The organism is Pseudoalteromonas fenneropenaei (assembly GCF_042643375.1).
Lineage (GTDB): Bacteria > Pseudomonadota > Gammaproteobacteria > Enterobacterales > Alteromonadaceae > Pseudoalteromonas > Pseudoalteromonas fenneropenaei.
On record NZ_JBHRSD010000011.1, the window covers coordinates 43,645 to 58,334 of the forward strand.

14 protein-coding genes are annotated in these 14,690 nt (G+C 46.2%); 3 read left to right on the forward strand and 11 right to left on the reverse strand.

Going from position 1 to position 14,690, the window contains the following annotated elements; translation table 11 throughout:
* Window positions 1–7: 7 nt before the first annotated feature.
* The 5 genes from ACFOEE_RS06050 to sdhC form a co-directional block, all read right to left on the reverse strand.
* Complete coding sequence (locus tag ACFOEE_RS06050; RefSeq protein ID WP_377121975.1) at window positions 8–2,821, reverse strand: 2-oxoglutarate dehydrogenase E1 component; 2,814 nt, start codon at window positions 2,819–2,821, stop codon at window positions 8–10.
* A gap of 87 nt (window positions 2,822–2,908) precedes the next feature.
* Window positions 2,909–3,625 carry a succinate dehydrogenase iron-sulfur subunit gene (locus ACFOEE_RS06055; RefSeq protein ID WP_377121978.1) on the reverse strand — a complete coding sequence of 239 codons (717 nt, stop codon included), beginning with the start codon at window positions 3,623–3,625 and terminating at the stop codon, window positions 2,909–2,911.
* Between the two features lie 10 nt (window positions 3,626–3,635).
* Window positions 3,636–5,408, reverse strand: a complete 1,773-nt coding sequence (gene sdhA, locus ACFOEE_RS06060; protein WP_377121981.1) for a succinate dehydrogenase flavoprotein subunit — start codon at window positions 5,406–5,408, stop codon at window positions 3,636–3,638.
* Window positions 5,409–5,756: a succinate dehydrogenase, hydrophobic membrane anchor protein gene (gene sdhD, locus ACFOEE_RS06065; RefSeq protein WP_377121984.1), complete on the reverse strand. Its 348-nt coding sequence runs from the start codon at window positions 5,754–5,756 to the stop codon at window positions 5,409–5,411.
* Window positions 5,747–6,124, reverse strand: a complete 378-nt coding sequence (sdhC, locus tag ACFOEE_RS06070; RefSeq protein WP_377121987.1) for a succinate dehydrogenase, cytochrome b556 subunit — start codon at window positions 6,122–6,124, stop codon at window positions 5,747–5,749. Before sdhC ends, sdhD begins: the two co-directional genes overlap by 10 nt.
* Window positions 6,125–6,521: 397 nt before the next feature.
* Here sdhC and ACFOEE_RS06075 point away from each other — a divergent pair, with 397 nt between their 5' ends.
* The 3 genes from ACFOEE_RS06075 (at window position 6,522) to ACFOEE_RS06085 (ending at window position 9,542) form a co-directional block, all read left to right on the forward strand.
* Entirely contained in the window at window positions 6,522–7,808 is a 1,287-nt protein-coding gene (locus ACFOEE_RS06075) for a citrate synthase (RefSeq protein ID WP_377121990.1), read from the forward strand.
* Window positions 7,809–7,898: 90 nt separating this feature from the next.
* Window positions 7,899–9,116, forward strand: a complete 1,218-nt coding sequence (locus ACFOEE_RS06080) for an aminotransferase class V-fold PLP-dependent enzyme (RefSeq protein WP_377121993.1) — start codon at window positions 7,899–7,901, stop codon at window positions 9,114–9,116.
* A gap of 18 nt (window positions 9,117–9,134) precedes the next feature.
* Window positions 9,135–9,542 carry a SufE family protein gene (locus tag ACFOEE_RS06085; RefSeq protein ID WP_377121996.1) on the forward strand — a complete coding sequence of 136 codons (408 nt, stop codon included), beginning with the start codon at window positions 9,135–9,137 and terminating at the stop codon, window positions 9,540–9,542.
* Between the two features lie 27 nt (window positions 9,543–9,569).
* Here ACFOEE_RS06085 and tcdA read toward each other — a convergent pair whose 3' ends face one another.
* From tcdA to msbA, 6 genes are read right to left on the reverse strand one after another with little or no spacing between them, the layout of a single operon-like run.
* Window positions 9,570–10,364: a tRNA cyclic N6-threonylcarbamoyladenosine(37) synthase TcdA gene (gene tcdA / locus ACFOEE_RS06090; protein WP_377121999.1), complete on the reverse strand. Its 795-nt coding sequence runs from the start codon at window positions 10,362–10,364 to the stop codon at window positions 9,570–9,572.
* A gap of 1 nt (window position 10,365) precedes the next feature.
* Window positions 10,366–11,025 (reverse strand): TIGR01621 family pseudouridine synthase, encoded by a 660-nt coding sequence (locus tag ACFOEE_RS06095; protein WP_377122002.1) that lies wholly within the window; start codon window positions 11,023–11,025, stop codon window positions 10,366–10,368.
* Window positions 11,018–11,779 carry a 3-deoxy-manno-octulosonate cytidylyltransferase gene (gene kdsB, locus ACFOEE_RS06100; RefSeq protein ID WP_377122005.1) on the reverse strand — a complete coding sequence of 254 codons (762 nt, stop codon included), beginning with the start codon at window positions 11,777–11,779 and terminating at the stop codon, window positions 11,018–11,020. The genes ACFOEE_RS06095 and kdsB overlap by 8 nt, the downstream gene beginning before the upstream one ends.
* The gene (locus ACFOEE_RS06105; RefSeq protein ID WP_377122008.1) at window positions 11,767–11,964 is read right to left on the reverse strand and encodes a Trm112 family protein; all 198 of its coding nucleotides are present in this window, start codon (window positions 11,962–11,964) and stop codon (window positions 11,767–11,769) included. The genes kdsB and ACFOEE_RS06105 overlap by 13 nt, the downstream gene beginning before the upstream one ends.
* Window positions 11,954–12,931 (reverse strand): tetraacyldisaccharide 4'-kinase, encoded by a 978-nt coding sequence (gene lpxK / locus ACFOEE_RS06110; protein ID WP_377122011.1) that lies wholly within the window; start codon window positions 12,929–12,931, stop codon window positions 11,954–11,956. The genes ACFOEE_RS06105 and lpxK overlap by 11 nt, the downstream gene beginning before the upstream one ends.
* Complete coding sequence (msbA, locus tag ACFOEE_RS06115; protein WP_377122014.1) at window positions 12,928–14,673, reverse strand: lipid A export permease/ATP-binding protein MsbA; 1,746 nt, start codon at window positions 14,671–14,673, stop codon at window positions 12,928–12,930. The genes lpxK and msbA overlap by 4 nt, the downstream gene beginning before the upstream one ends.
* Window positions 14,674–14,690: the final 17 nt, after the last annotated feature.

Here is a 14,690-nt window from a genome sequence, read left to right on the forward strand (position 1 = left end):
CTCGTCCTTATTTATTGATAGTTAGTGCGTCAGCGACCAACGCAGTTTGTTCTTTGTTGTGCGTTGATAAATAACCACACGCTGGCGCTGCTGCTGCTTTACGACCCGCGTAACTAAGCGTAGCACCCTTTGGAATTGCTTCCCAGAAATGGTGTTGTGAGCAGTACCAAGCGCCTTGGTTTTGTGGCTCTTCCTGACACCATACGAAGTCACGCACGTGTTGATAGCGCGCCATGATCTCGTCCATTTCTTTGTGCGGGAACGGATAAAGTTGTTCCACACGCACGATTGCAATGTTGTTCAGTTCTTGCTTACGACGCTCTTGTAATAAGTCGTAGTAAACTTTACCGCTACAGAACACCACACGTTCAACATTAGCTGGATTGATTTCATCAATCTCGTCGATCATGTTTTGGAATACGCCATTTGATAGCTCTTCTAATGACGAAATTGCCAATGGATGACGCAGTAATGACTTAGGTGTCATCACGATAAGTGGACGACGTAGTGGACGTACTGATTGACGACGTAACATTGCATACACTTGAGCTGGTGTCGTTGGCACACACACTTGCATGTTGTGATCAGCACACAGTTGCAAGAAACGCTCTAAACGTGCAGAACTATGCTCTGGACCTTGACCTTCGTAACCGTGCGGAAGAAGAATCGTCAAACCACATAGACGGCCCCATTTCTGCTCACCAGAACTTAAGAACTGGTCAAACACCACTTGTGCACCGTTTGCGAAGTCACCGAACTGAGCTTCCCACAGTACTAACGAGGTTGGCTCGGCAGTCGCGTAACCGTATTCGAATGCCAGTACGGCTTCTTCAGACAAAACTGAGTCATATACTTCGAATGCGCCTTGGCCTTCACGAATGTGTTGCAATGGAATATAAGTAGCCGCATCTTTTTGGTTATGTACCACAGCGTGACGGTGGAAGAATGTACCACGGCCAGAATCCTGACCCGTCATACGAATATCCACACCTTCATCCACCAAAGTTGCATAGGCTAATGATTCAGCCATACCCCAATCTAGCGGCTTTTCGCCTGATGCCATGGCTTTACGGTCTTCGTAAATTTTCGCCACGCGTGAGTGTGCTTCATGGTTAGCTGGATAATTTGCTAGGCATTCACCTAACATTTTCAGTTTTTCGATTGATACCGTTGGGTTATAAGGCGTATCCCAATCGTGACCAATAAACTTCGACCAATCTGATGAATGCTTGGTGTCTTTTTGGATCTCTGCTACCACACATTCGCCTTTATCTAGGCCAACACGATAGTCTTCAGCCATTTGCGCAACGGCTTCAAGCGAAATTACGCCTTCAGCAGCGAGCTTTTGCGCGTAAATTTCACGTGGCACTGGGTGCTTTTTGATCTTCTGGTACATTAACGGCTGAGTTGCGTTCGGCTCATCGGCTTCGTTATGACCATGACGGCGGTAACACACTAAATCAATGACCACGTCGCGACGGAACTGGTTACGGAAATCAAGTGCAACTTGAGTTACAAACGCAACAGCTTCTGGGTCGTCAGAGTTAACGTGGAAAATCGGTGCCTGAACCATCTTAGCGATGTCAGTACAATATTCTGTTGAACGAACGTCTTCTTTACGTGACGTGGTGAAACCAAGTTGGTTGTTAACCACGATACGAATTGAGCCACCTACACCAAACGCACGAGTTTGTGACAAGTTGAAGGTTTCTTGTACTACACCTTGACCAGCAATTGCTGAGTCACCGTGAATAGTCACTGGTAGTGCTTTAGAACCTGATTTGCAGTTCAAGCGATCTAAACGCGCACGTACTGAACCCATAACAACTGGGTTAACGATTTCAAGGTGCGACGGGTTAAACGCCAACGCCATGTGAACGTTGCCACCTTTAGTGGCGAAATCTGATGAGAAGCCCATGTGGTACTTCACGTCACCAGAACCTGCCAGTTCACCGTACTTACCTGCGAATTCGTCAAACAATACTTGTGGGTTTTTACCCAATACGTTGATGAGGACGTTCAAACGACCACGGTGCGCCATACCGATAACAACTTCCTGCTGACCACTTTCACCAGCTCGGTGGATCAGTTCTTTCATCATTGGTACTAAAGCGTCACCGCCTTCCAATGAGAAGCGCTTCGCGCCTGGGAATTTTGCACCTAGGTATTTTTCTAAACCATCTGCAGCAATAAGGCCTTGAAGGATACGAAGTTTAGCGTCTGTGCTGAATTGCGGCTGGGCAAATGAAGACTCTAGACGTTGTTGTAACCAACGCTTTTCTTCTGTAGAAGTGATGTGCATGTACTCCGCACCAATTGAACCACAGTAAGTGGTTTTTAGCGCTGCGTACAAGTCTTTTAATTTCATAGTTTCTTTGCCACAGGCGAAAGAACCTACGTTGAATTCTTTGTCTAGATCTGCATCAGTTAATTCATGATAATCCAGTTCAAGATCTCTGACCCGCTCACGTTTCCAAAGCCCTAATGGGTCAAGGTTAGCGTTTTGGTGTCCTCTGAATCTAAAGGCGTTAATTAACTGCAGAACTCTTACTTGTTTCGCGTCAGCGGCACCTTCCGATGCAACAATCACTTGTTTGTGTTTGTTTTTCGCTAATTCCGCGAATTGTGCTTTCACTTCTGAGTGTTTAACTTCTACGTCAACTCCGTCTACTCTTGGAAGTTGGTCAAACACTTCTCGCCATTCTTCTGGCACAGAAGTCGCATCATCAAGATACGCCTCATACAAACCTTCTACATAAGCAACGTTACCGCCGTATAAGTGAGAAGATTCTAGCCATGCCTTCATCACACCTTCGTGCATCTATTAGCCCTTTCTCTAGCGCAGATATTAAACAGACAAAACAAGATGGCAAGCAGAGGCTTGCCATCTTGTGGTGCTAAATATGCGTTAAACCGCGCGATTTAACAACATAGATTTAATGTGACCGATGGCCTTAGTTGGATTTAGGCCTTTTGGACACACGTTAACACAGTTCATGATACCGTGACAGCGGAATACGCTGAACGCGTCGTCTAGATCTGCTAGACGTTGTTCAGTGGCCGTATCACGGCTATCCACTAAGAAACGATATGCATGTAGTAGGCCTGCTGGACCGATGAACTTATCTGGATTCCACCAGAATGACGGACATGAAGTCGAACAACAGGCACACAAAATACACTCATACAAACCATCGAGCTTGTCACGTTCTTCAATAGACTGTAAACGCTCACCGGCTGCTGGTGTATCATTAATTAAATATGGCTTCACTTTTTCGTATTGTTTGTAGAACTGAGTCATATCAATAACTAAGTCACGAACAACCGGTAAGCCTGGTAATGGACGGATCACAATCTTGCCTTTACCACCTTTCTGTAACGCAGAAACTGGGGTAATACAGGCTAGACCGTTTTTACCGTTCATGTTGATACCGTCGGAACCACAGACACCTTCACGGCATGAACGACGGAATGACAGCGTTGGATCTTGCTCTTTTAATTTTAAAAGTGCATCCAACACCATCATGTCACGCCCTTCTTCCACCTCAAGCGTGTATTCCTGCATACGTGGCACATTGTCCACATCTGGATTGTAACGATAAACAGAAAATTCTAACTTTGCCATCGTTTAGCTCCTAATAAGTACGCGCTTTAGGTGGGAATGCTTCACGAGTCGTCGGTGCGAAGTTCACTTCACGCTTGCCCATTGACTCAGAGGTCGGGTTGTAGACTGTGTGACATAACCAGTTGTCGTCATCACGATCTGGGAAGTCAAAACGACAGTGTGCGCCACGACTTTCAGTACGGAAGTTAGCAGCAACCGCAGTTGCGAACGCTGTTTCCATTAAGTTGTCTAGTTCTAAACACTCGATACGTTGGGTGTTGAACTCAGACGACTTATCATCAAGACGAGCATATTGTAGACGGTCACGAATCACTCTTAATTGCTCAAGACCTTCGTTCATCGCTTGACCTTCACGGAATACCGAGAAGTTCAGCTGCATACACTGTTGTAGGTCTTTCTTGATTTGTACTGGGTCTTCACCTTGGCCAGGTTTCGAACTTTCCCAACGATTGAAACGTGCAAACGCCGTATCAATGTCAGACTTAGATGCATCTTTCGTCGCTTGCGCTTCGTTTAGATACACACCTAAGAAGTTGCCGGCAGCACGGCCAAATACAACCAAGTCAAGTAGTGAGTTACCGCCTAGACGGTTAGCACCATGTACAGATACACAGGCAATCTCACCTACTGCGAACAAACCTTCAACTACTTTAGTTTCGCCATTTGCACCAACATTGATAACTTGACCGTTAACGTTAGTTGGTACACCACCCATCATGTAGTGGCAAGTTGGGATAACTGGAATTGGCTCTTTTGCTGGGTCAACGTGCGCGAATGTCTTAGACAAGTCACAAACGCCAGGTAAACGTAGGTTAAGTGTTTCTTCACCTAAGTGATCAAGTTTTAACTTGATATGTGGACCCCACGGACCATCACAGCCACGGCCTTCACGGATCTCTGTCATCATTGAACGTGCTACAACGTCGCGAGATGCAAGATCTTTAGCGTTTGGTGCATAACGCTCCATGAAACGCTCGCCGTCTTTGTTTAGTAGGTAACCACCTTCACCACGACAACCTTCAGTCACAAGTACACCGGCGCCCGCAATACCCGTTGGGTGGAACTGCCACATTTCCATGTCTTGTAACGCAATACCTGCGCGAGTCGCCATACCAACACCGTCACCAGTGTTGATGTGTGCGTTCGTAGTAGAGGCGTAAATACGGCCTGCACCACCAGTCGCAAGTACTACAGCGCGTGATTTGAAATAAACGATACGGCCAGTTTCGATTTCGATTGCAGTACAACCTACTACATCGCCGTTATCGTTTTTAACTAAATCTAATGCGTACCATTCAGAGAAAACGTTAGTTTTGTTTTTAACGTTTTGTTGGTACAAACAGTGTAACAACGCATGACCAGTACGGTCAGCAGCTGCAGCTGTACGAGCCGCTTGCTCGCCACCAAAGTTTTTCGACTGACCGCCGAAAGGACGTTGGTAAACACGACCATTTTCAAAACGTGAGAAAGGTAAGCCCATATTCTCAAGTTCTGTAATAGCTTCTGGGCCCGTTTTACACATATATTCGATAGCGTCTTGGTCACCGATAAAATCAGAGCCTTTGACCGTATCGTACATGTGCCATTCCCAGTTATCCTCGTGCGAATTACCAAGCGCTACCGTGATACCGCCTTGAGCAGATACAGTGTGTGAACGCGTTGGGAAAACTTTGGAAATAAGTGCACAAGTCTTGCCAGACTCAGAGATTGCTAGTGCGGCACGCATACCAGCGCCACCCGCACCGATGACGACTGCGTCGAAATCAAGAACAGAATAATTCACTTAAACACCCCACAGAACGAATAGACCAATAGCTACGTAAGCAACCGCCATAAGGTTCAACACGAAGCTTAGGATAGAACGCATTGTGGAACATTTAACATAGTCGGTAAGTACCTGCCAAAGACCAATGCGCGCGTGCACCATAATACAAGTCAATGTAATTAGCGTCGCAGCTTTCATCGCAAGGTTTGAGAACAACCCTTTCCAAGCTTCATAAGTGAGGGTCGGAGTCAGTAAGAAGTATCCAACAATGAAAATCGCATAAGCTGCGATTACCAATGCAGTAGTACGTAACGACACATAGTCTTGAACGCCATCACGCTTGAGAGTTGCTTGATTTAACACCATATCCACACTCCTGCTAGGATTGCTAAGATTACCCACAACGCTAATGCAGCTTTTGCACTGTTGTTGCCTGAAGCTAAATCTTCCCAGTAGCCCATGTCTTGGATCATATGGCGGAAACCACCAACGATATGATACGCCAACACAGTCACTGTGCCCCAAGCGATGAATTTTGCAATAAAGCCAGTCATTAGCTCTTTTACAAACTCAAAGCCTTCCGCAGAAGATAAAGACTCAGACCATGCCCAAATCACAAACGTCAAAGCGAAGAACATTGCAACACCCGTAACACGGTGCAAAATTGACGCTTTGGCTGTTGCCGGCATTGATATGGTCGTTAGATCTAGATTTACAGGTCTTTGCTTTTTCACAGTTACTTGCCCATCTTGCTCACGAGGAGCTCATCTACTTGTTTTTATAAAACCCACTTGCACAAAATGCACAAATGGCACACCTTAAATAAACCAAGGCAAAGCACCTTTCGGAACTCCACTTTTCATTCAGGTTTACCCACAGACGATACGGTATAAAACCTCTGATAGTATATAAGCGTACGCAGGCTTTTACAATTCTTGTTTAGTTTGAGATGCTTGCGAATTAGCCAATGGTATAATATTTAATCCAGACAGAATATTTATTATACATTCATGCATAATTCCTAGAAAAATTGACTTTCCCCCCGGTTTCTACGTTACAATGATCGGAATTTGCTTAACATTAGTATCACAACATAACAATCAGAATTGTTATTTCATAGGAGACACATAAATGGCAGATAAGAAGGCCGTACTCCAGATTGAAGGTCATGACCCAATTGAGTTACCAATCTACTCAGGCACTGCGGGTCAGGATGTCATCGATGTTCGTACGTTAGGTGGTCATGGGTATTTCACTTTCGACCCAGGTTTCATGTCGACCGGTTCTTGCGAATCTTCAATTACTTACATCGATGGTACAAAAGGTGTGTTATTACACCGCGGTTTCCCAATTGAACAGCTTGCGGAAAAATCGAACTACATTGAGCTGTGCTACTTGCTGCTTAACGGTGAATTGCCTAACGATGTTCAACTTGCTGAATTTACTTCGGAAGTAACTCATAACACCATGCTACACGAGAAAATCGCGGCTTTCTTCCAAGGCTTCCGCGTTGATTCTCACCCAATGGCAATGTTGTGTGCAATCGTTGGTGCACTGTCTTCGTTCTACCACGACGACTTAGACATTTCTGATGCTGACCAACGTATGCGCTGCGCTATCAAACTAGTTGCTAAGCTGCCGACAATCGCAGCTATGTGCTACAAGTACAACGTCGGTCAACCGTTCGTGTATCCACGTAACGATTTGACTTACGCTGAAAACTTCCTGCACATGATGTTCTCTGTACCTGCGGAAGAATACAAAGTCAGTCCTGTGCTTGCCAAAGCAATGGACCGTATTTTCATGCTACACGCAGACCATGAGCAAAACGCATCAACTTCAACTGTACGTTTAGCTGGCTCTTCTGGCGCGAACCCTTATGCATGTATCGCAGCCGGTATCGCATCATTATGGGGTCCTGCGCACGGTGGTGCGAACGAAGCTTGTCTACGTATGCTTGAGCAAATCGGCTCGGTTGACCGTATCGACGAATACGTTGCAAAAGCTAAAGACAAGAACGATCCGTTCCGTCTAATGGGCTTTGGTCACCGCGTTTACAAAAACTTCGACCCACGTGCGACGGTAATGCGTCAAACTTGTCATGAAGTATTGAAAGAGCTAAATATTCAAGATCCATTGCTTGACGTTGCGATGCGTCTTGAGCAAATCGCGCTTGAAGACCCATACTTCATCGAGAAGAAATTATACCCGAACGTAGATTTCTATTCAGGTATCATTCTTAAAGCGATTGGTATTCCAACTAGCATGTTTACTGTGATTTTCGCCATGTCTCGTACAGTTGGCTGGGTTTCACATTGGAACGAAATGTTATCGCAAGCAGGTCACAAAATCGGTCGTCCACGTCAGCTATACACTGGCTACACGGCTCGCGATTTTGTTCCTAGCGACAAACGCTAGACGTAAAAAAGGCCGCAATGCGGCCTTTTTTATTGCAACTTAATACTGTTGCATTAAAATGCCGAGTCCCATTTGGTGATGGAATTTCGGATGCTCGACTTAACAGCCCTTCGCTCACACTTCCCTATGCTTAGCGCAACCGCACATGGCGAGCCGCTGGTGTATTTCGATAATGGCGCAACCAGCCAAAAGCCAGTCTGTGTAATCGACACTGAAGCGCTGTTTTATCGCGAATGTAATGCCAATGTCCATCGTGGCGTGCATTACTTTAGTGCTGAAGCCACCCGTCGTTACGAACAAAGCCGTGAAGTGCTCGCTGATTTCCTAGCAGTAGAGAGTAGAGAAATTGTATGGACCAAAGGCGCCACGGAAGCACTTAATTTATTAGCCCATGGCCTAACTCACACGCTCTGCAAAGGCGACATCATCCTTATTTCTGAATTGGAGCACCACGCCAATATTGTGCCTTGGCAACTTGCTGCCGCGCGTACTGGTGCAGAGCTAAAAGCCATTCTCGTTAATAGCCAAGGTATCTTAGAGTTAGATACCGCATTGGCGCTTATCGCGCGCTATAAACCAAAAGTTCTCGCGCTTTGTCATGCCTCGAATGGCCTAGGTAATATTCATGATATCAGCACACTCATTGCCGCTGCAAAACGCCACGGTGCCATTTGTGTGGTTGATGGCGCCCAAGCGCTGTTGCATTTACAACCTAAACCCAAAGCACTAGGCTGTGATTTCTACGTGGCTTCAGCGCATAAGGCCTTGGGGCCTACCGGTGTTGGCTTTCTTTATGGTCGCTATGAATTGCTAAATGCACTACCACCTTACCAAGGTGGTGGCGAAATGATAGAGACGGTCACTATCGCAGCCAGCACTTATCGCGAGGCGCCGGGTAAATTTGAGGCTGGAACACCGAATATTGCAGGTGTTATTGCGTTTGCCGAAGCCTTGAAATTTATTCAAGCACAAAATGCTGAAGCACTAAGAACCCACGAGCAAGCGCTCTATCGCTATTTAGTCACGCATTTAACGCAAATAGATGGCATCACACTTTATGGTGATTTATCGCAAAACATAGGAACTGTAAGCTTTAATTTCCGCGATGAACATCCGTTTGATATCGCCACTTTGCTCGACCATCAAGGTATTGCGGTCAGAACTGGTCATCACTGCAACCAACCGTTAATGCAAGCGCTTAATATCAGTGGTACCATTCGGGTTAGTTTGGCTTTTTATAACACTTTTGCGGAAGTAGACTGCTTTATTAACGCTCTCAACGCCGCTTTAGCCTTATTAGCAGAGTAGTTTTAGTAGAATAGTTTTATGAATTTTAACGACATTCGTCAGCAGTTAGAGCAATCTTCTGGTTGGCAAGCTAAGTATCGCACTATCATGTTATTGGGTAAGCAATTACCTGAACTGCCTGAGCCATTGAAAACACCTGCAGCCTTAGTGAAAGGCTGTGAAAGCAAAGTGTGGTTGCATGTGGCCCAAAATGAGCAAGATGGCAAATTAGCTGTCGTTGCTGACTCAGATACGCGTATAGTTAAGGGTTTGCTCGCGATTATTCTGGCATTTTACAATGGTAAAACTCCCTTAGAGGTAAGTAAAACCAGCGCTGTGATGGTGTTTAATGAATTGCAGCTGTTGCAACACTTGAGCCCATCACGTGGTAATGGCGTGCATGCCATTGACGCCGCCATTCAAACATTTGCCAGCCAGGTTGCTTAACCTTTCTGGCAAATGAGTTGGTATTTATTAGCAAGCTTGCCTTGCTTTACGGTCTAAATACTTGCGCACTGCTTTCGCTGCGGCATAAAAGCCAAAGGTGCCCGTGACCATAGTGGCAGAACCAAATCCCGTGGCGCAGTCCATATTTTTACTGCCATCTGCATTTTGCTTCATTTGGCAAACTGCACCGTCCGCGGTTGGATACACCAACTGCTCGGTAGAATAGACACAATCAACATCAAACTTACGCTTGGGGTTGGTAGTAAAGTTGTACTCTTTACGCAAAATATAACGTACTTTGGCTAGTAATGGGTCGTGCGTGGTTTTCGCCACATCGCCGTATTGGATCAAGCTTGGATCGGTCTGACCACCAGCCCCACCGGTGGTGATAACGGGGATCTTGCGGCGTTTACAATGGGCAATAAGCGCCGCTTTCTCTTTTACCGCATCAATACAATCAATGACATAATCAAAGCCTTGCAATAGTTCTCGGTAGTTATCTAAGGTAATAAAATCATCCACGGTGAGCACATTGATCGCTGGGTTAATGGCTTCGCAGCGCACTTTCATCGCCTCAACTTTCGCGGCGCCAATGGTTTCACGCGTAGCGTGGATCTGGCGATTGGTATTCGTGACACAAATATCATCAAGGTCTATGAGTGTCAGCGTACCAACACCGGTTCTTGCCAGAGCCTCAGCAACCCAGCTGCCGACACCGCCAATGCCAATCACACAAAAATGCGCCTCTGCCAACCAAGCTAACTGCTGTTGACCATATAAACGGCCAATGCCGCCAAAGCGTAAATTTCTTTCTTCCGTCATACTACCACTCTAACAACCAAGGTTGTTGCCACTGCTTGGCTTGTTGATGTTGCAAATAAACCCGATACCATTGCCCCTCCACAGGAGGAGCCTGCAATTGTATTTGTTCACCCTGCCATACCAAAGATAAGGCATAAGCATGTAAATACACCCGATCTGACTGTGTACCACCGTATAGCTCATCGCCTAAGATAGGTGCGGCTAAGCTTTTAAGTGCGACCCGGAGCTGATGGGTTTTGCCACTGAAAGGCTTTAATACGACCGCCCGCAACCCTTCGGCAATTGATTGACTATAAAATCGGGTAATTGCGGGATTGTCTGAAGTTTTCAGTAATTTGTACGCACCGCGGCGAGCTTTCGCCATATCGCCTTTTACCCAGCCTTGTTTTTTCTTCGGCTTAGCATCAATCAAAGCTAAATAAAATTTATCGATGACGCGATTGCTGAACATGTCTGTGAGCATTGACGCCGCACCGCTATGGGTAGCTAAAATGATAAGTCCGGAGGTCACTTTATCTAAGCGGTGTACAGCATAGAGCTTGATACCCAGCTGCGCTTCAAGCAACACCACAAAACCCGCTTCGGTTTCACTATGAAAACTAACCCCAGCAGGCTTATAAGCCACCACGAAGTCGTGGTGGTGCAAAACGATTTCAAACATGGTGCTGTAAATGTGTGATCACGCGGGCAAGATCTTCTGGCGTATCGACTCCAGCATGGACAGCTACATCCGCTTTGGCGACTTTGATCTGATAACCGTGATAGAGCACGCGTAGCTGTTCAAGGGATTCTTGTACTTCAAGTGGCGATACCGGTAATGCTAAATAGTCGCGAATAAAACCCGCACGATAGGCATAGATCCCAACATGGCGCTGAAAGTGATGAACAGGGACTTTGTCTTTATCCAAACGCAACATGCTATCACGCTGAAACGGGATAGACGCTCGGGAAAAATACAAGGCGTTGTGGTTGACGTCAGCAACGACTTTCACCGCGTTTGGATTCAACACTTCTTCAACATCATGAATATCAAAACTGAGCGTTGCCATCGGCGCATCTGAACTATGTAATAACTTTGCGACCTGAACCACGTTTTCCGGCGCCAGCAAAGGTTCATCACCTTGCACGTTCACCACAATGGTATTGGCATCAAGACCGAGTTGCTCAACCACTTCGGCTAAACGCTCGGTACCTGACTGGTGATCTTCACGCGTCATTAAAACGTGTTCCGTAAACCCTTGAGCAGCATCAAACACACTTTGATGATCGGTCGCAATATATACAGCTTTGGCGCCAGATTTAGCCGCGGCTTCATAGACATGCTGGATCATCGGCTTGCCGTTAATGTCAGCTAAAGGTTTACCCGGTAAACGGGTTGATGCGAAACGTGCCGGGATGACGACTACGAATTCCACTTTTCTACCTCTTCCAACGTCAATTCACGCGCTTCATTCTCTAACAGCACAGGAATATCATCACGAACCGGATACGCCAAACGCGCTGCGGTGCTGATCAGTTCTTGATTTTCTTTATCAAAACGTAACTTGCCTTTACACACCGGACACGCAATGATTTCAAGCAATTTAGTATCAAATGCCATGAAGAATTCCTTTATTTATCAGAATATTATTTAGCGCAGTACGAAGTTCGTCGCTCGGCTGCGCAGAGACTCTTAAATAGTACCAATTTGCTTTGGCAAATGCGCGACATTTTACCGCGTCTTTTTCTGTCATCACCACCGCGTCTGCACCGCAACTTACAAAATCATCAAAGCAAAATTGATGGTGATCGCGAAAATGCTGCTGTGACAACACTTCAACACCCACTGCGGCTAAGCTATCGATAAAACGTTGTGGATTACCAATGGCACTGACCGCGTGCGCCTTGTTTATGTCAGTGACTAAGGTGTTGTCGAGGACGCGATAGAAACCGTCTTGCTGTAATTGATAACTAAGTGGTGCGTGGCCGCCGTTTTCTATTACTAAGTCCACTGACTTAGTGCGGCTTACCGGCTCGCGTAGTGGTCCTGCGGGCATCAATAAGCGATTACCAAATTGGCGCTGACTATCAACGATACACAACTCAACGTCACGCGCCATAGCGTAATGCTGTAACCCATCGTCACTTAACACCACATCAACATCAAAGTCGCGACTGATGAGCGCCAGCGCCGCATTTCTATCTGGGCTGATGACCAAAGGACAGCCTAAACGACTTTGGAGTAGTTTAGGCTCATCGCCGACGACTTCAGCAGGATGAGCCTCAGTTACCGAGTATGGATAATAGGGTGCTTTTGACCCATAACCACGGCTAACAATCGCGACCTTTTTTCCCTGCTGGCTTAAGTATTCCGCTAACCACAAAGCAAATGGGGTTTTGCCATTCCCGCCGACACTGATGTTGCCAATCACGATAACGGGTAAGGTTTTCGTTGCCGGTTTCATTATACCAAGTTGATAGACGCCACGCCGCAAAGTCGCAATAAGATAAAACAACCCACTCAGTGGTAACAATAAATAGGTGAACCAACGTTTCTTACCATACCAACTGGCTTCTAGCTGACTCACTGCGCGTGACTCCCAGCTTGCATCTGGCACAAGGCTGCATAGACACCCCCTTGCGCTAGTAAGCTCGCATGGTTGCCTTGCTCGATGATTTGGCCTTTATCTAAGACGCAAATCATATCCGCATGCTCAATGGTCGACAGTCGGTGCGCAATAACAATCGAAGTTTTACCCACCATCAACTCTTCTAATGCAGTTTGGATCAAACGCTCAGATTCGGTATCTAATGCAGAGGTCGCCTCGTCTAAAATTAAAATCGGTGCATCTTTAACGATGGCTCGGGCAATAGCGATACGTTGGCGTTGGCCGCCAGAAAGCATCACACCATTTTCACCCACCATGGTATTTAGCCCCTGAGGTAAATCTTGCACAAACTCCCAAACGTGCGCTTTCTTCGCTACTTCAATAAGTTCGGCTTCACTCAATGGTTGCTTTAAACCATACATAATGTTGTTGGCTATGGTGTCGTTAAACAACACCACTTGCTGTGAAACCAGGGCAAACTGGGCACGTAAAGAGGCGAGCTGATAGTCACTTAATAGCACCCCATCTAAACGAATAGCGCCACTGTCATAATTATAAAAGCGCGGTAAAAGATTGGATAAGGTAGATTTTCCAGAGCCTGAACGCCCTACTAATGCAACGGTTTGGCCGGCTTTGATGGTTAAATCAACCCCTTTAAGAACCGGCGTTTCTTTGCCAGGATAAGTAAAGGTGAGCTGTTCAAGCACTATGTCGCCTTTTGCTCTTTGCGCCACTACGGTGCCGTTGTCTTGTTCTGTTGGTAAATCAAGGATGTTAAAAATACTTTCTGCGGCGGAGATCCCGCGCTGCATATCGCTGTTAACGTTAGCAAGCTGTTTGAGCGGACGTAACATCAACATCATAGAGGAAATAAGGGTGATAAAAGTCCCTGAAGTGATGGTGTTGATCATCGACGGTAGCGCAATAATCGCCAGAATAACCGCCATTGAGCCAGCTGCGAGAATTTGGATCACAGATACGCTGAGCGCCTTTGTCGCATCCATTTTGACCTGTTGCTGACGATTGCGGTTGTTCACTTGGTCAAAACGCGTAATTTCCTGCGCTTGTCCGCCAAAACCGTGGATCACTTTATGACCCGCGAGCATTTGCTCTGAGCTACGTGTCACTTCGCCCATCGCATCTTGAATGTTTTTGGAAATTTTACGAAAGCGCTTTGATACGACCCCGACAATCACCGCCACTAGCGGCGTAACCACTAAAAATACTAAAGACAATTGCCACGATGCGCGGAACATAACTATGAGCAAAAACACCACATAAGCGCCCTCACGAATTAAAATTTGTAATGCGCGAGTGATGGCTTGCTGCACTTGCTCGGTGTCATAGGTGATTTTCGAAATCAGTTCACCTTTTGAGTGCTGATCATGAAATCGCACCGGCATCGCCAACATATGTTCAAATAGTGACTGGCGCAGCGCTCTCACCACATGAGAGCCAACATAGGTCAAGCAGTATGACGACATATAGTTGAAAAGTCCGCGTCCGATGACCAATGCCATCACGACAAAGGGCGCCATCGCTAATATTTCGCTATTGCGGGCAGTCAAACCTTGGTCAATAAACGGCTTCATCAAGTCAACAAACAATGCATCCATAGCAGAATAGCCAAGCATGCCTATAACAGAAAAAATAGCCGCCACTTTGTATGGGCCAACATAACTTAACAAACGTTTGTAGATTTTCGCGGAAGACTGTTTCATACCACTATCCGGCTGCA